Origin of the sequence: Amycolatopsis sp. cmx-4-61 (assembly GCF_046548775.1) — a bacterium.
In the GTDB taxonomy this organism is placed as follows: Bacteria; Actinomycetota; Actinomycetes; order Mycobacteriales; family Pseudonocardiaceae; genus Amycolatopsis.
In genome coordinates, this window is the sequence record NZ_JAEBEI010000026.1 from 65,786 (window position 1) to 81,718 (window position 15,933).

Genomic DNA, 15,933 nt, shown 5'->3' on the forward strand with positions numbered 1-15,933 from the left:
TCAGGGAAGTTTCCAGTCGACCGGCGCCGCACCCTGCTGTTCCAGGAGCTGGTTGGCCCGGCTGAACGGCCGGGACCCGAAGAAGCCGTTGTGCGCCGAGAGCGGGCTCGGGTGCGCCGACTCGATGCACGGGACGTCACCCAGCATCGGCCGCAGGTTGCGGGCGTTGCGGCCCCACAGGATCGCCACCATCGGCTCCGACCGCGCCGCCAGGGCCTTGATCGCTTGCTCGGTGACCTCTTCCCAGCCCTTGCCCTGGTGCGAGTTCGACTTCCCGGGCTGCACGGTCAGCGCCCTGTTCAGCAACAGCACGCCCTGCTCGGCCCACGGCGTCAGGTCGCCGTTGGACGGCTGCGGGTGGCCGAGGTCGTCGCAGTACTCCTTGTAGATGTTGATCAGGCTCTTCGGGATCGGCCGGACGTCGGGCGCCACCGAAAAGCTCAGGCCCACCGCGTGTCCCGGTGTCGGGTACGGGTCCTGCCCGACGATCAGCACGCGGACGTCGTGGAACGGCTGCTGGAACGCCCGCAGCACGTGTTCACCCGCCGGGAGGTAGGTCCGGCCCGCGGCGATCTCCGCGCGGAGGAACTCCCCCATCGCGGCGACCTGCGGCGCCACCGGTTCGAGGGCTTTCGCCCAGCCTGCCTCGACGATGTCCTGCAGCGGTCGTGCGGTCACGGCGCGCAAGCCTACCGGGCGTGGCCGGCGTCACCCGAGCGGGTCGAGCCGCCTCAGCTCCGCCTTGAACCGCTTCGCCCGTTCGACGTAGGAATCCACGACCATCGCGATGTTCTCCGGCCCGAACGATGTGTTTTGGCGCACCTTCCCCGGCACGCCCAGCGCGATTTCGCCGGTCTTCACGTGGGAGCCGTACGAGAGCACCGCGCCCGCGCCGACCATGCCGCCGTCCTCGATGACCGAGCCGTTCAGCACCACCGAACCGGACGCGACGAGGCAGCCGGTGCCGATCGTCGCGCCTTCGACGTGCACCGCGTGGCCGATCGCCGACGACGGCCCGAGGATCGTCGGGTGCCGCCGGGTGCAGTGCAGGACGCAGCCGTCCTGGACGTTCGATCGCTCGCCGATCTCGATGTAGCCGTGGTCGCCGCGCAGGACCGTCTGCGGCCACACCGACGCGTGCGCGCCGATCCGGACATCGCCGATCACCGTGGCGTCGGGGTGGACGTAGGCGTCGGGGTGGATCGTCGGTTCGAGATCACCGAGCGCGTAGATGGCCATGCCGCCTCCGGGTGCTCTGCTGTTCGTTACCGATCCGACTACAGCCACGGCCGATGACTTTTGCAGCAACGGTTCCGTGCCGCTGACGGGCGGCCTGCTTCCGGTCGAATCGGTAACTGCGGTTTCACTTCCGGTGCGATTGGATCACGCCATCGCCGCGAAGCCGAAAACCAGCCTGCTCGTGCTCCTCCTCGTCGTGCTGACGTGGCTGCTCAGCCTGCCCGTCGTCAACCCGGCGCTGGCGAACGGCCTGGCCGGGACCCCGCCGATGGGCTGGAACAGCTGGAACCAGGTCCGCTGCCACGACCTCACCGAGGACGTCGTGCGCAAAGCCGCCGACGCGCTCGCCGACACCGGCCTGCGTGACGCCGGTTACCAGTACGTCGTCGTCGACGACTGCTGGCAGGCTCCCGCCCGCGCCGCCGACGGCTCGCTGCAGGCGGACCCGAAGCGGTTCCCGCACGGGATCGCCGACCTCGCCGACTACGTCCACTCCCGCGGCCTGCTGTTCGGCATCTACGCCGTGCCCGGCAGCCGCACGTGCGCCATGGCGAACGACGCCTACCCGGCGGCCGGCATCGGCTCGCTCGGCCACGAGCGCCAGGACGCCGAGACGTTCGACCGCTGGGGTGCCGACTACCTCAAGTACGACTGGTGCAACGCCGACACCGTCGACGGCCTCGACCGGAAGGCCGCGTTCGAGAAGATGCGCGACGAACTCGCCGCGCTGCCCCGCCCGATCGTCTACGCGATCTCCGAGTACGGCGTCTCCAGCCCGTGGACCTGGGCGCGCCCGGTGGCGAACCTGTGGCGCACCACCTACGACCTGGTCCCGACCTGGGACTCGGTGCTCGAGACGATCGACCGGCAGGCGGGGGTGGCCGTGTACAGCGGCTCACCCGGCGGGTGGAACGACCCGGACATGCTGCAGGTCGGCAACGGGACGCTGACCGCCGACGAGTCGCGCGCGCACTTCAGCGTCTGGGCCGTGCTGAACGCGCCGCTGTTCGCCGGCACCGACCCGGCGAAGCTGAGCGCCACCGACCTCGCGACGCTCGGCAACGCCGAAGCGATCGCCGTCGACCAGGACTTCGCGGGCGGTCAGGGACGGCGGCTCGACGCGGGCCCCGGCTACCAGGTGTGGGGAAAACCGTTGAGCGACGGCGGTTTCGCGGTGGTGCTGCTCAACACCGGCAGCACCACCGCGACCGTTTCCGCGTCGATCCCCGGCACCTGGCGGGTCCGCGACCTGTGGGCCCACCGCGACACCGGGACGGACGTGTCGGCGTCCCTGCGGCCCCACGCGGCGGCCCTGCTGAAGCTCACGCCGAGGTGAGGTCCTTGCCGAAGCAGCGGCTTTCCGGCTCGTTCTTGTAGACGCCGAAGTGCGGGATCTCGGTGTAGCCCGACGACGTGTAGAGCGCGATCGCTTCCGGCTGCTTCGTCCCGGTCTCCAGGACCGCGCGCTTGCGGCCGGACAGCGCCGCCGTGCGTTCCAGTTCGAACAGGATCATCCGCGCGAACCCGCGCCCGCGCGCGGCGTCGGAGACGTACATCCGCTTGAATTCGGCGTCACCCGGCCGGAAGTCGGGCTCCGGGCCGTCGTGGGCGCGCCACGCCCCGCACGCGACCGCCTCCTCCCCCTGGTAGCCGACGAGGAACAGGCCCTGCGGCGGATCGAAGTCGGCGGGACTCATCGGGGTGATGTCTTCGCTGCCGTAGCGCTCGATGTACACCTGCTGCACCGCGGCCATGAGCTTGGCCGCGTCCGGGTGGTCGTAGGGGACCGGAACGATTCTCACACTTCCGGAGCCTAGATCAGCGCCAGTGCGTCCAGCCGCCTTCTCGGGAAAACGTCTTCCCGTCGACGGTGATCCCGGAGTCCGGCATGGTGACGACGCCGATCGTGCGCCAGCCGTCCGGGAGCTCGGTGAACGGCGGGAAGGTGGCCGCCAGTGCGTGGTCCTCGCCGCCGGTGAGCACCCAGTCCAGGGGGTCCGCGCCGAGGGCGGCGCCGACTTCGGTGAGCCGCGCGGGGACGTCGAGGTCGGCGGTGCGCACGTCGATGCCGACGCCGGAGGCCTCGCCGATGTGGCCGAGGTCGGCGAGCAGGCCGTCGGAGACGTCGATCATCGCCGTGGCCCCGGCCAGTGCGGCGCGGGGACCGGCTTCGTAGGGCGGCTCGGGGCAGCGCTGGGCGTTGACCACGCCGACCGGCGACCGGAAGCCGCGGCCGAGCACGGCCAGGCCCGCGGCGGCCCAGCCGAGCCGCCCGTTGACCGCGACGACGTCACCGGGCCGGGCGCCCGAGCGCGTCACCGGCTCGCGGTCGCCGAGGTCGCCGAGGGCCGTGACGCTGATCACGAGCTGGTCGGCGCGGACCATGTCGCCGCCGGAGACGCCGATGCCGGCGCGCTCGGCTTCGGCCCACATGCCGTCGGCCAGGCCGGTGACGACCTCGCGCGGGGTGTCGGGCGGGCAGGCGAGTCCGACGAGGACGGTGGTCGGGGTGGCGCCCATGGCGGCGATGTCGGCCAGGTTGACCGCGACGGCCTTGCGCCCGACGTGCTCGGGGGTCGACCAGTCGAGCCGGAAGTGGACGCCCTGGACGAGCACGTCGGTGCTCGCGACCACGCGGCCGTCCGGGGCGGCGACGACCGCGGCGTCGTCGCCCGGGCCGAGCAGCGTGCCCGGGGGCTGGCGCCGTCCTTCGGTGACGGCTCGGATGAGCGCGAACTCGCCGGTCTCGGCGACCGTTCCGTCGTTCGGTGACACCGGTCACCTCTGCTTTCTCTACCGGGACAAAGATCGATCACCGATAGTCGGGTGCCCTATGTTTTTCCGTGAGCTGGCGATACGTTGCTGATGACGTTCCTACCTTGAGCGACAAGATCCCGACGAAAGGGCGCGCCGTGGTCCACGCATACATCCTCATCCAGACCGAGGTCGGCAAGGCGGCCGCGGTGGCTGCCGAGATCTCCAGCATCCCGGGTGTGACCAGCTCGGAGGATGTCACCGGACCCTACGACGTGATCGTCCGCGCGGCCGCCGACAACGTCGACCAGCTGGGTCAGCTCGTGGTCGCGAAGGTGCAGAACGTGGAGGGCATCACGCGGACGCTGACCTGCCCGGTGGTGCACCTCTGATCACCGGGTTGCGGGGGTCCGGGGGTCGTCCGCCGGGCAGTGTCACTGTGGTGTCATGGTCCGGTGCCTGATTCCGACACCGGTGCCCCACCCCGGGTGGTGCTCGTCACGGCGGCGGCGCTCGCCGTGGCCCTGGCGGTCGCCATCGCCGTGTTCGCGCTGACCCGGCCCGCCGCGGATTCCGCGGACTCCGGTCCCCTGCCGCTCGTCCCGGTGCCCGCGCCCTTCGCGGGGTCGCCGACGTGCACGACGTTGCTCGGGGCCGTGCCGGCGGAGCTGACGTCGAACGGCGCTTCCCTGAAGGTGCGCTCGCTGGCGTCGCCGGCGCCGCCGGCCACGGTGGCCTGGGGTGCGCCGGATCCCCTGGTGCTGCGCTGCGGCCTGGACCGGCCGCCGGAGCTGACGCCCACGGCGGCGCTGCGGCTGGTCAACCGCGTGCAGTGGCTGCAGGTGCCGGGCGAGGGCGCGTCGACGTGGTACGTGGTCGATCGCGAGGTCTACGCGGCGCTGACGGTGCCGGACAGCGCCGGGACGGGGCCGCTGCAGCAGATCTCGGACACGGTCGCGGCGAAGCTGCCCCCGAAGCCGCTGCGCTTTTCCTGAGTTCGCGTCAGCGGAGGCCGGTGCCGCGGGCGATCGCCGTCTCGACGAGGGTGGTCAGCAGGGTCGCGTAGTCCATGCCGGTGACCTCCCACATCTTCGGGTAGGCGGACTTCGTCGTGAAGCCGGGCATGGTGTTGACCTCGTTGATGATCAGCTCGTGGTCCTCGGTGACGAAGAAGTCGACGCGCGCGAGGCCCTGGCAGTCGAGGGCCCGGAACGCTTCGACGGCCATCGCGCGGAGCTTCTCGGTGAGGGCGTCGTCGAGCTTGGCCGGGATGTCGAGTTCGGCGTCGTCGCCGAGGTACTTGGTTTCGAAGTCGTACCAGGCGTTTTCGTCCTCGGACAGCACGCGGATCTCGGCCGGGAGCGAGGCTTCCACGCGGCCGTCGGGGAACTCGAGGACCCCGCACTCGACCTCCCGCCCGACGACGGCGCCCTCGACGAGCACCTTCGGATCGGTGGCGCGCGCGAGTTCGATGGCGGCGTCGAGGTCGGCCCAGTCGGCGACGCGCGAGATCCCCACGGAGCTGCCGGCTCGCGACGGCTTGACGAACACGGGAAGGCCGAGCTGTTCCCGGTCTGCGTCGTCCAAAGTGGACTGCCCGCGCTTGAGCGCGGTGTAGGTCCCGACCGGAAGCCCTTCGGCGGCAAGGAGTTTCTTGGCGGTCTCCTTGTCCATGGCGGCGGCGCTGGCGAGCACACCGGGCCCGACGTAGGGGATGCCGGCGAGTTCGAGCAGGCCCTGGATGGTGCCGTCCTCGCCGAAGGCCCCGTGCAGCACGGGGAAGACGACGTCGACGCGCGAGAGCATTTCGCTTTCCCGCCCGGGTTCCACGGCGACGAGGCCCTGGCTGGAGGGATCCCCGGCGAGCACGAGCCCCTTGCCGTCCTCGACGGAGGGCAGTTCGCGCCCGCGGATGGCGAGCTGGGCGGAGTCCCCGGACCCGAGCACCCACCGGCCTTCGCGGGTGATCCCGACGGGGACGGCCTCGAACCGCTCGGGATCGAGGTGGCCCAGGACGCTGCCCGCGGACAGGCACGAGATGGTGTGCTCGCTGCTGCGCCCGCCGAACACGACCGCGACCCGGATCTTCTCGCTCATGGTGAGCCACCGTACCCGGTGACCTCGCGGAACGGCCCAGCCCGGTGCGCCGGAGGGCGGCTGTCGCGCGGTGAACGCAACCGGTGACGGGCCTGGCACGTCCGGTAGGTCGCGGGGGTCGGTGGGTGTCGTTCGCGGGGCTGGGTTCGGTGGGCCGCTCGCATCCTCAGCCCCCACCGGACCGGCTTCGGTCGGCTGAGTTCAGGGGGTCGGCTTCCGCGGGCCGCAGTGGCCGCAGTCGCTGGGCCGAGTTCGGCGGGCCGCTCCCACCCCTCAGCCCCACCAGGCCACCTTCGCCCGGCCGACTTCAGCAGGCCGCTCCCCTCCCCACGCCGCCCGCCCGCCTCACGTCCGCCGTGCCACCCACCTCCTCGGCCCCGCCGGACCGCGTCCACCAGCCGAACCCCGCCAAACACCCGCCCCGGACAGAACCCGCCCTCCCAGGGGGAACCACCCACCGAATTGACAATATCCCCGCCCACCGACACCAAAGCCCCGAAAACCCCCGCCGACCCCCGACCGTCCACATCACGGCCCACCTGTGGACAACCCCCGTTCCAGCCGGAAAGACCCCGCTCGGAAAGCCACCGAGCCGCCGATCACCGCAGCAATGCCACCAACGTCGGCAAAGCCGCCACCAACGCCTCCCGCGAACACCCCGCGTACCCGATCGCCACCCCGAAAGCCGACGGCTCCCCGGCGAAATGCCGGGACAACCCGTCCAGCCGGATGCCCCGCCGCTCGGCCGCCGCGATCACCGATGCCTCCACCGGGGCCGAGGAAAACGGCACCACCAGGTGTGCTCCCGCGTCGTCTCCGCGCATCGGGATGCCCGCCGCCGCGAGCGCGCCCGCCAGCAATGTCCGCCGGTCCGCCATTTCGCGCCGGAGTTTGCGGAGGTGGCGCCCGAGGTCCCCGTTCCGCGCGAACTCGTACAGCACCCGCTGTCCCGCCGGGGACGGGCGCGTCCCCGTCGAATCCCGGTACGCCAGCACCGCCGAGGTGATCGCCTTCGGCGCCACCATCCAGCCCGCCCCCAGCGTCGGGGTGAGGATCTTCGACGTCGTCCCCAGGTGCACCACCACGTCCGGCGCCAACGAAGCCAGCATCGGCAGCGGCGCCACGTCGAAACGCAACTCGCCGTCGTAGTCGTCCTCGATCACCAGCATCGACGTAGCTCGGGCCCGCTCCACCAGGGCGACCCGCCGGGCCGCGCTCAGCCTGCTGCCCATCGGGTACTGGTGCGCCGGCGAGCAGTACACCGCCCGCGCGCCCTCCGGGACGAAGTCCGGTCGCAGCCCCTCGAGGTCCACCGGCACCCCGACCACCCGCATGCCCGCCCGCCGGAACGCCTGCACCGCCCGCTGGTACCCCGGCTCCTCGACGGCGACGAGGTCCCCGCGCTCCAGCACCGCCGCGGCCAGCTCGACCACCGCCGCCGTCGTGCCGCCCGTCGCCAGGACCGAGCCCGCCGCCAGTCCCCGGTGACGCAGCAGGTGCTCCGACACCGCCGCGCGGTACTCCGGCAGCCCCGCTCGGTGCGCGCGGACCAGGGGCTCGGGGTCCGCCGCCGCGCGCCAGGCGCGGCGCCAGGCGGCGCGGTCCAAACCCGCGGCCCACGGCGTGCCCGGGCCCAGATCCAGCAGCGACGGCGAAACCACCTCGGGAGCCGGGACGGCAGGCGCCGGAACCTCCGAAGCCGACGAGGAAGGCGGAGTCGTCACGTACGTGCCGGACCCGTGGCGCCCGGCGATCCAGCCCTCGGCGTGCAGCTGCTCGTACGCCGCCGACGTCACCGTGCGGCTGACGCCGAGCCGTCCGGCCAGCGCCCGGGTCGAGGGCAGCCGGTCGCCGCCGCGCAGGTGGCCGCTCGCCGCGGCTTCGCGCAGCGCGTCCGCCAGCTGCACCGCCAGCGGCGTCACCGCCGACCGGTCGAGGCTCACCGGGAGCGCGGTGTCGGACACGAAGACCTCCTGCCAGAGTGGACTTCCCAAGTGTACGAGAAGTGGCCGTTTCCCGAGGCCACTGCCCGGGAGACGCTGGTCGCATGTTGTCGACCACGCCCCGCACCACGCTCGGCCGCAAGAAGCACCGCGCCGTGACCGAGCGCTCGGCCCTGCACGCCGTCCTCGACGAAGGCCTGATCTGCCACCTCGGGATCGTCCGCGACGGCGTGCCGCTGGTCCTGCCCACCGGCTACGGCCGCGACGGCGACACGCTCTACCTGCACGGGTCGACCGGCGCGGCGAGCCTCCGCACGGCCGCGCAGGGCCTCGACGTCTGCGTGACGGTGACGCTCCTCGACGGCATCGTCTACTCGCGCTCGGTCAACAACCACTCGATGAACTACCGCAGCGCCGTCATCCTCGGGCAGGCGAAGCCGGTCCTCGACGCCGACGCGAAGATGCACGGCCTCAAGGTGCTCACCGACCACCTCGCGCCCGGCTCGTGGGAGCACGCGCGGGAGGTCAACGCCAAGGAGTTCGCCGCGGTGTCCGTGCTCGCGCTGGACCTCGCCGAGGCGTCGGTGAAGGTGCGCGCCGAGGGCCCGGGCGACGAACCCGAAGACGTCGAAGCCGACGTCGCCTGGGCGGGCGTGCTGCCGGTGCGGACGGTCTACGGCGCGCCCGAGCCGTCCGAGGACCTCTCCCCCGGCTGGACCACGCCGGCGCACGTCACCGCGCGAGCGGCAGCCGCACGCTGAAGGTCGTCCGGCCGGGCTTCAAAGACCCCGCAGGCACTGAAGACCCCGCAGGCACCGCAGGCACCGCAGGCACCGAAGACACCGACACCGTGCCGCCGTGCGCGGTGACCAAGGACTGGACCACCGACAGCCCGAGCCCGGTGCCGCCGTTGCCGCGGGTGCGGGAGTCGTCGACGCGGAAGAACCGGTCGAAGATCCGCTCCTGGTGCTCCGCGGCGATCCCGGGTCCGGTGTCGGTCACCTGGGCCACGGCGTGATCACCCGAAGCTGTCACCGAGACGTGCACCGACGTCCCGGGCGGGGTGTGCACGGCCGCGTTGGCCAGCAGGTTGTCCAGCACCTGCCGCAGCCGCACCGGGTCGGCGTCCACGAACGCCGTCGAAAGCGCCGATGTCAGCGGGTGGTCCGGCCGGCCGGCGGCGAACGCGTCCGCCGCGTCCCCGGCCAGCTCGGCCAGGTCGACGCGCTCGGGCCGCAGCGGCGTCTCGGCGGCCCGCGCGTCCAGGCGGGCCAGCAGGAGCAGGTCGTCGACGAGCACGGTCATCCGCGCGGTCTCCTCGCGGATCTTCGCCAGGTGCGCCTCGCGCTCGGCCGGTTCGTTGGCCGCGGCGTAGCGGAAGAGGTCGGCGTACCCGCGGATCGACGTCAGCGGCGTCCGCAGCTCGTGCGAGGCGTCGGCGACGAACCGGCGGAGCCGCTCGTTGGCCGCCGTCTTGGCCGCCAGTGACGTGTCGATGTGGGCGAGCATCACGTTGAACGCCGTCCGCAGCTCCTCGACTTCGGCGCCGCCGCCGGTGCCCGCCGCCCGCACGGGCAGGTCCGGGTTCGCGGTGAGGTCGTGCGAGGCGATGTCGTGCGCGGTGCCGGCCATGTCGGCCAGCGGGCGCAGGCCGCGGCGCAGCACCAGCCGTCCCACGACCACCAGCACGCCCAGCGCGAGCGCGAACGCGCCCACCTCGACCCAGACCAGCTGCCGGACCGTGCCGTCGAGGTCCTTCTGCGGCGCGGCCGAGAGCAGCACCGAGTCGGTGTCGACCGGGCACGCGCGCACGCGGTACGGGCCGTCGCCGGGCAGGGAGATGTTCCGGGTGACGTCACCACCCACGGCTTCGGCGGCGATCTTCGCCAGCTGTTCGGCGTCATCCGGCAGCTTGCCGCCCGGTTCCGGGACGGCGATCCCGCCGGTGACCTTGTAGAGCGCCGAGTACCACGAGTACACCGACTGGGGCGAGCCGTGCGTCTCGCGCAGCAGCGGCAGCTGCGTGTTCTGGCTCTTGGACAGCTGCTCGTCGAGCCGCCGGTCGAGGTAGCCGTGCATGATCCCGACCATGGTGACGCCGACGGCGGCGAACACCACCAGCGCGAGCGCGCCGAGGCCGAGCGTGATCCGGGTGCCCAGCCGCGAGCGCTGCCAGGCCTCGTACCAGCGCCTCACCGGTGGGCCTGCCGCACGACGTAGCCGACGCCGCGCACGGTGTGGATCAGCGGTTCGCCGTCACCCGCGTCGACCTTGCGCCGCAGGTGCGAAATGACCAGTTCGACCACATTGGACCGGCCGCCGAAGTCGTACTCCCAGACGTGGTCGAGGATCTGCGCCTTGGTCAGCACCGCGGGCGAGCGGCGCATGAGGTAGCGCAGCAGCTCGTACTCGGTCGGGGTCAGCTCGGCGAGCCGCTCGCCGCGGCGGACCTCGCGGGTGTCCTCGTCCAGGGTCAGGTCGCCGACCTTCAGCACGGCGCCGCGTGCCTCGGGCTGGTGCGCGAGACCGGCGCTGCGGCGCAGCACCGCCCGCAGCCGCGCCATCAGCTCCTCGACCGAAAACGGCTTCACGAGGTAGTCGTCACCCCCGCGGGTGAGCCCGGCGATCCGGTCGGCCGTCGCGTCCTTCGCCGTGAGGAAGACCACGGGCACCGCGTTGCCGCCGTCGCGCAGCCGGTCGAGCACGGTGAAGCCGTCGAGGTCGGGCAGCATCAGGTCGAGCACGACGATGTCCGGCCCGAACTCCGCGGCCCGGCTCAGCGCGGCCTGCCCGGTCCCGGCCGTGACCGCCTGCCAGCCCTCGTACCGGGCGACGGTGGCGACGAGGTCGGCGATGTGCGGCTCGTCGTCGACGACGAGCAGGCGCACGGGGTCGGGGCTCTGCACCTCCGTATCTTCTCCCGCCCCGGGCCGCTCGGGCGAGGCGGAACCGGCGGCCGACAGGATTCCGACAGCCGGCACCCAGCCTCGCCACAGGACGGGCGGCGAGGCTGGCCTTCGTGAACCGAACCGAAGGGGAATCCGTGTGACCACCATGACGCAGACCGCCGAGGCCGCGCGCCCGGCGATCCGCCCCCGGATCGCCGCGAAATCCGGCCTCTTCCTCTTCCTCGGCGCCAACGTGGCCGCCGTCACGCTCCTGTTCGTCCAGGCCGGCGTTTCGCAGAACGTGCTGATCACGATCGGCAGGCTCGCCGGGATGTACGGCGCGCTGGCGATGGCGTTCCAGCTCCTGCTGGTGGCCCGGCTGCCCTGGCTGGACCGCAGGCTCGGGATGGACCGGCTCACCACGTGGCACCGCTGGACCGGCTTCACGATCCTGTGGACCCTGCTCGCGCACCTGGTCTTCATCACCATGGGCTACGCGGAGGTCTCGAGCAAGGGTGTCGTCGACGAGCTGGTCGAAATGGCGAACACGCTCGAAGGCATCCTGCGGGCGCTGGTCGCCTTCGCCGTGATCCTCGTCGTCGGTGCCGCGTCGGCGAAGTTCGCGCGCAAGCGCCTGGCCTACGAGACGTGGCACTTCATCCACCTCTACACCTACGCCGCGGTGCTGCTGGCCTTCACGCACCAGATCGCGCTGGGCCAGTCGTTCGCCGGCTCGGAGCCGGCGAAGGCCTACTGGTGGACCCTCTGGCTCGGCGCCGGTGCCGCCGTGCTCGCCGGGCGCGTCGTCCTGCCGCTGTGGCGGAACCTGCGCCACCAGCTGCGCGTCACGGCCGTGGTGTCCGAGTCGCCGGACGTCGTTTCGGTGTACATGTCCGGCAGGCACCTGGACCGGATGCCGGCCAGGGCGGGGCAGTTCTTCCTGTGGCGGTTCCTGACCAAGGACCGGTGGTGGCAAGCGAATCCGTTCTCGCTTTCGGCCGCGCCGGACGGCCGTTCGCTGCGGCTGACGGCGAAGGCGCTCGGCGAGTCCAGCGCCGGGCTGCGCAACCTCCGCGTCGGGACGCGCGTGTTCGCCGAAGGCCCGTACGGCGCCTTCACGACGATCCACCAGCGGCGGCCCAACGCCCTGCTCGTGGCGGGCGGGGTCGGGATCACCCCGATCCGCGCGCTGCTGGAGGACATCGACGGCCACGTCGTCGTGCTGTACCGGGTCCGCAACCAGGCCGACGCCGTGCTGCTGCCGGAGCTGAACGAGCTGGCCAAGGCCCGCGGCGCCATGGTGAGCGTCCTCACCGGACCGGACCAGGCGGTCGGGCCGCGCGGGGTGATGCTCGGGCCGGCGAACCTGCACATGCTGGTGCCGGACGTGCGCGAGCGGGACGTGTTCGTCTGCGGCCCGCCGGGGATGACCTCGGCCGTGCTGCGCAGCCTGCGTGAGCTGAAGGTGCCGAACTCCCAGGTCCACGCCGAACGTTTCAGCCTCGCGGCCTAGGGGGACGTGGTGAAGAAGACCATTTTCGTCGTCGCGCTGTCGATCGCCGGGTTCATCTCGGTCTGGCGGTTCGAGCCGGGCCCGGTGCAGCACACCGCCGCCGTCGCGCAGGCACCACCGCCGGTCACCGCACCGTCCACATCGGCGGCGCCACCGTCCACATCGGCCGCTCCACCGGCTTCGGCACCGACGTCGACGGCGCCGTCCACTTCGGACACCCCGGACACCCCGGATGCGACGGCGACCACGCAGGGCACCGCCGAGTCCAGCCGGTACGGCACCGTGCAGGTGCAGGTCACCTTCACCGGCACCCGGTTCACCGCCATCACGCTGCTGCAGGCCCCGGACAGCGGGCGTTCGCTGACCGCGTTGCCGCGCCTGCAGGAGGAGGCGATGAAGGCGCAGAGCGCCGACATCGACACGGTGACCGGGGCGACCGAGACGAGCGAGTCGTACAAGACCTCCCTGCAGGCCGCGATCGATGCGAGAGGAAAGCGATGACCACCCGCGTCGAACAGGTGATGGGCCTGCCGATCTCCCTGGACCTGCGCGACGAAGGCGACTTCGCCGAGGTCGTCGACGACGTCTTCGCGTGGTTCCGTGCCGTCGACGCGCGGTTCAGCCCGTTCAAGGACGACAGCGAGGTCAGCCGCTACGACCGCGGCGAGCTGACGGCCGCCGACCTCAGCGACGACCTGCTGGAGGTGCTGGAGCTCTGCGCGTACTACGAGCAGCTCTCCGGCGGGGCGTTCCGCGCGCGGCTGCCGGGCCGCGGCCTCGACCCGTGCGCGGTCGTCAAGGGCTGGGCGGTGCAGCGCGCGGCCGACATGCTGAAGGCCGAGGGCGCGACGACGTTCTGCCTCAACGCCGGCGGCGACGTCGTCACCGCGGGCGAGCCGGCACCGGGGCGCCCGTGGCGGGTCGGGGTGCGCCACCCCGAACAGCCGATGGCGGTGTGCGCGGTCCTGGAGTCGCGCAACGGCGCGATCGCGACGTCGGCGGCGTACGAGCGCGGCTCCCACATCCTCGACGGCCGGTCGGGCACCCCGGCGACCGGCCTGATGAGCGTCACCGTCGTGGCCGGCGACCTGGTGACGGCCGACGCGCTGGCCACGGCGGCGTTCGCGATGGGCACCGACGGCATCACCTGGGCGGCCGACCGGCCGGGCTGCGAGATCCTCATCGTCGACGACAGCCGCCGCGTGCACCGGACGGCCGGGCTCGCGCTGGCGTCGTAAAACGGTTCGCGCTCCCGGCGGGGGCCGGGCCAGACTCGGCGGCACCCGAACTGCCGAGGAGTGCCATGCCGTCGTCCGTGCTGAACGTCTCCGTCGACTGCGCCGACCCGTACCCGCTGTGCGAGTTCTGGAGCCGGGTGACCGGGAAACCGGTCCCGGACACCGATCGGCCGGGCGACGACGAGGTCGGCTTCGAGCTCACCGACGGCACGACGCTGCTCTTCCAGCGAGTGCCGGAGCCGAAGACGGTGAAGAACCGCCTGCACCTGTGCCTGCGGCCGGACATCCCCCGCGACGAGGAGGTCGCACGGCTCCTCGGCCTCGGCGCGACGCTGGTGAACGACCTCCGGAACCCGGACGGCACGGGCTGGGCGGTGCTCGCCGACCCCGAGGGCAACGAGTTCTGCGTGCTGCGGAGCGCGGCCGAGCGCGCGGCGACGACGTGACGGACTCGTTCGCGGTCAACAAGGCCAACTGGGACGAACGCGCGGTGCTGCACGCGTCCTCGCCGGACTACGGCTTCGCCCGGTTCGCCGAGAATCCGGCGCACCTGAGCGACGTCGTGCGGTTCGACCGCCCGCGCCTGGGCGACCTCACGGGACTGCGCGCGGTGCACCTGCAGTGCCACATCGGCACCGACACGGTTTCGCTGTCCCGCCTGGGCGCGACCACGACGGGCTTGGACTTCTCGGGCGCGGCGCTGGCCGAGGCCCGGCGGCTCGCCGAGGCGGCGGGCGCGTCGATCGGCTTCCACGAGGCGAACGTGTACGACGCCGTCGACGTGCTGGGCGCCGACCGGTTCGACCTCGTCTACACCGGGATCGGCGCGTTGTGCTGGCTGCCTTCGGTGGCGTGCTGGGCGGCGGTGGTCGCCGGGCTGCTGCGACCCGGCGGGCGGCTTTTCGTCCGCGAAGGGCACCCGATGCTGGGCACGCTGGACGCAACCGAGCCGCCGTCCCCGCGGTACCCGTACTTCGAACACGCGGAGCCGCTGGTCTTCGACGACCCCGGGACCTACGTCGCCGTCGACCGGCCCCTCGGCCACAGTGTCACCCACTCGTGGAATCACTCGCTGGGCGAGCTCATCACCGCCCTGCTGGACCACGGCCTGACCCTGACCGGGTTCACCGAGCACGACAGCGTGCCGTGGAACGCGCTGCCCGGGCAGATGGCGCTCGACGAGGCCACCGGCGAATGGCGGCTGAGCGACACGCCGTCGCGGCTGGCGGCGAGCTACACGCTCCAAGCCGTCAAGCCCGGCTGAATAGGGTGGCGGCATGGCCCGTCCCCTGATCGCCGTCGCCACGCTGGGCGGCACCATCTCGATGGCCCCGGTCGGCGGGGACGGCGGTGCCGTCCCCCGGTTCGGGGCGGCCGAGCTGCTCGGCGGGCTCGGCGACCTGCCGATGGACGTCCTGGCCGAAACCCTGGCCGGGATCGGCAGCGCGTCGCTGGACTTCGCGACGCTGCGGCGGTGCCGCGACTGGGGGCTGCGCCAGGACGCCGACGGGTTCGTCCTCGTCCAGGGCACCGACACGCTCGAGGAGACCGCGTACTTCCTCGACCTCTGCTGGCCGTCCGACGTCCCGGTGGTGGTCACCGGGGCCATGCGCCACGCCGGCCTGTTCAGCCCGGACGGCCCGGCGAACCTGCGCAACGCGCTCACCGTCGCGGCCGATCCGCGCAGCCGGGGCCGGGGTGTGCTCGTCACGCTCAACGACGACGTCCACGCGGCGCGCTGGGTGCGGAAGGCGCATTCGAGCCACCTCGAGGCGTTCTCCTCGGCGCCGGCCGGGCCGCTGGGCATGGTCGTCGAGCACGCCGTGCACTGGTTCCACCCGTCGCCGCCGCGGCCGCCCGCGCTCGAGGGTGACGACTTCGGCGGCCTGGTGCCGGTGGTGGAAGCGGGTCTCGACGACTCGGGCGCGGTGCTGGCGCACGTGGCCGCCCAGCCGGGCGTGCGCGGGGTGGTGCTCGCCGCGACCGGCGTCGGGCACGTGTCGGCCGGCACGGCCGACGTGGTCGCGGGGCTGGTGCCGGCTGTGCCGGTGGTCGTCGCCTCGCGGACCGGGGCGGGCCCGACGCTGCGCTCGACGTACGGCTTCCACGGCTCGGAGTCGAGCCTGATCGCGATGGGCGCGACCATGGCGGGCTGGCTGGACGCGCGGAAGTCGCGGATCCTGCTGCACACGCTGCTGGCCGCGGGCGCGGACCGCGACCGGATCGAGCGGGAGTTCCGCCGGCGCGGCGACCTGGACTGA

18 protein-coding genes are annotated in these 15,933 nt (G+C 72.6%); 10 read left to right on the forward strand and 8 right to left on the reverse strand.

From position 1 onward, the window contains the following. Both ACLJOU_RS42070 and ACLJOU_RS42075 read right to left on the reverse strand, forming a co-directional pair. Positions 1-678 (reverse strand): uracil-DNA glycosylase, encoded by a 678-nt coding sequence (locus ACLJOU_RS42070; RefSeq protein WP_410574868.1) that lies wholly within the window; start codon positions 676-678, stop codon positions 1-3. A gap of 30 nt (positions 679-708) precedes the next feature. Beyond that, the gene (locus tag ACLJOU_RS42075) at positions 709-1,239 is read right to left on the reverse strand and encodes a gamma carbonic anhydrase family protein (protein ID WP_410574869.1); all 531 of its coding nucleotides are present in this window, start codon (positions 1,237-1,239) and stop codon (positions 709-711) included. A 133-nt stretch (positions 1,240-1,372) separates the two neighbouring features. Between ACLJOU_RS42075 and ACLJOU_RS42080 the strand changes: the two genes are divergently transcribed. Beyond that, the gene (locus ACLJOU_RS42080) at positions 1,373-2,575 is read left to right on the forward strand and encodes a glycoside hydrolase family 27 protein (RefSeq protein ID WP_410574870.1); all 1,203 of its coding nucleotides are present in this window, start codon (positions 1,373-1,375) and stop codon (positions 2,573-2,575) included. Here the strand turns inward: ACLJOU_RS42080 and ACLJOU_RS42085 are convergent. Further along, positions 2,562-3,041, reverse strand: coding sequence for a GNAT family N-acetyltransferase (locus ACLJOU_RS42085; protein ID WP_410574871.1), 480 nt, complete (start codon positions 3,039-3,041; stop codon positions 2,562-2,564). The two genes, ACLJOU_RS42080 and ACLJOU_RS42085, sit on opposite strands and share 14 nt — an antisense overlap. A gap of 16 nt (positions 3,042-3,057) precedes the next feature. Next, on the reverse strand, positions 3,058-4,014 hold the full coding sequence (locus ACLJOU_RS42090; protein WP_410574872.1) for a thiamine-phosphate kinase: 957 nt from the start codon (positions 4,012-4,014) through the stop codon (positions 3,058-3,060). A gap of 137 nt (positions 4,015-4,151) precedes the next feature. On the opposite strand from ACLJOU_RS42090, the gene ACLJOU_RS42095 reads away from it, so the two are divergent. Both ACLJOU_RS42095 and ACLJOU_RS42100 read left to right on the forward strand, forming a co-directional pair. Further along, positions 4,152-4,385 carry an Lrp/AsnC family transcriptional regulator gene (locus ACLJOU_RS42095; protein WP_003091994.1) on the forward strand — a complete coding sequence of 78 codons (234 nt, stop codon included), beginning with the start codon at positions 4,152-4,154 and terminating at the stop codon, positions 4,383-4,385. A gap of 63 nt (positions 4,386-4,448) precedes the next feature. Continuing rightward, positions 4,449-4,988, forward strand: coding sequence for a DUF3515 domain-containing protein (locus ACLJOU_RS42100; RefSeq protein ID WP_410574873.1), 540 nt, complete (start codon positions 4,449-4,451; stop codon positions 4,986-4,988). A gap of 7 nt (positions 4,989-4,995) precedes the next feature. On the opposite strand, the gene ACLJOU_RS42105 is transcribed toward ACLJOU_RS42100, so the two are convergent. Beyond that, positions 4,996-6,090: a D-alanine--D-alanine ligase family protein gene (locus ACLJOU_RS42105; RefSeq protein ID WP_410574874.1), complete on the reverse strand. Its 1,095-nt coding sequence runs from the start codon at positions 6,088-6,090 to the stop codon at positions 4,996-4,998. 599 nt (positions 6,091-6,689) lie between these two features. Then, positions 6,690-8,054, reverse strand: coding sequence for a PLP-dependent aminotransferase family protein (locus ACLJOU_RS42110; RefSeq protein ID WP_410574875.1), 1,365 nt, complete (start codon positions 8,052-8,054; stop codon positions 6,690-6,692). 83 nt (positions 8,055-8,137) lie between these two features. Here ACLJOU_RS42110 and ACLJOU_RS42115 point away from each other — a divergent pair, with 83 nt between their 5' ends. Beyond that, entirely contained in the window at positions 8,138-8,794 is a 657-nt protein-coding gene (locus tag ACLJOU_RS42115) for a pyridoxamine 5'-phosphate oxidase family protein (protein WP_410574876.1), read from the forward strand. Here the strand turns inward: ACLJOU_RS42115 and ACLJOU_RS42120 are convergent. Next, positions 8,766-10,229 carry a sensor histidine kinase gene (locus tag ACLJOU_RS42120; protein ID WP_410574877.1) on the reverse strand — a complete coding sequence of 488 codons (1,464 nt, stop codon included), beginning with the start codon at positions 10,227-10,229 and terminating at the stop codon, positions 8,766-8,768. The genes ACLJOU_RS42115 and ACLJOU_RS42120 overlap by 29 nt on opposite strands. Continuing rightward, positions 10,226-10,939, reverse strand: coding sequence for a response regulator transcription factor (locus ACLJOU_RS42125; RefSeq protein ID WP_410574878.1), 714 nt, complete (start codon positions 10,937-10,939; stop codon positions 10,226-10,228). The genes ACLJOU_RS42120 and ACLJOU_RS42125 overlap by 4 nt, the downstream gene beginning before the upstream one ends. Positions 10,940-11,087: 148 nt before the next feature. Between ACLJOU_RS42125 and ACLJOU_RS42130 the strand changes: the two genes are divergently transcribed. The 6 genes from ACLJOU_RS42130 to ACLJOU_RS42155 all read left to right on the forward strand — a co-directional run bounded on the left by ACLJOU_RS42130 (position 11,088) and on the right by ACLJOU_RS42155 (position 15,933). Continuing rightward, complete coding sequence (locus tag ACLJOU_RS42130; RefSeq protein WP_410574906.1) at positions 11,088-12,434, forward strand: ferric reductase-like transmembrane domain-containing protein; 1,347 nt, start codon at positions 11,088-11,090, stop codon at positions 12,432-12,434. 9 nt (positions 12,435-12,443) lie between these two features. Further along, positions 12,444-12,935, forward strand: a complete 492-nt coding sequence (locus ACLJOU_RS42135) for an FMN-binding protein (RefSeq protein ID WP_410574879.1) — start codon at positions 12,444-12,446, stop codon at positions 12,933-12,935. Next, positions 12,932-13,672, forward strand: a complete 741-nt coding sequence (locus ACLJOU_RS42140) for an FAD:protein FMN transferase (protein ID WP_410574880.1) — start codon at positions 12,932-12,934, stop codon at positions 13,670-13,672. The genes ACLJOU_RS42135 and ACLJOU_RS42140 overlap by 4 nt, the downstream gene beginning before the upstream one ends. A 65-nt stretch (positions 13,673-13,737) precedes the next feature. Beyond that, positions 13,738-14,118, forward strand: coding sequence for a VOC family protein (locus ACLJOU_RS42145; RefSeq protein WP_410574881.1), 381 nt, complete (start codon positions 13,738-13,740; stop codon positions 14,116-14,118). Beyond that, positions 14,115-14,936, forward strand: a complete 822-nt coding sequence (locus tag ACLJOU_RS42150; RefSeq protein WP_410574882.1) for a class I SAM-dependent methyltransferase — start codon at positions 14,115-14,117, stop codon at positions 14,934-14,936. The genes ACLJOU_RS42145 and ACLJOU_RS42150 overlap by 4 nt, the downstream gene beginning before the upstream one ends. Before the next feature lie 13 nt (positions 14,937-14,949). Further along, the gene (locus ACLJOU_RS42155; protein ID WP_410574883.1) at positions 14,950-15,933 is read left to right on the forward strand and encodes an asparaginase; all 984 of its coding nucleotides are present in this window, start codon (positions 14,950-14,952) and stop codon (positions 15,931-15,933) included.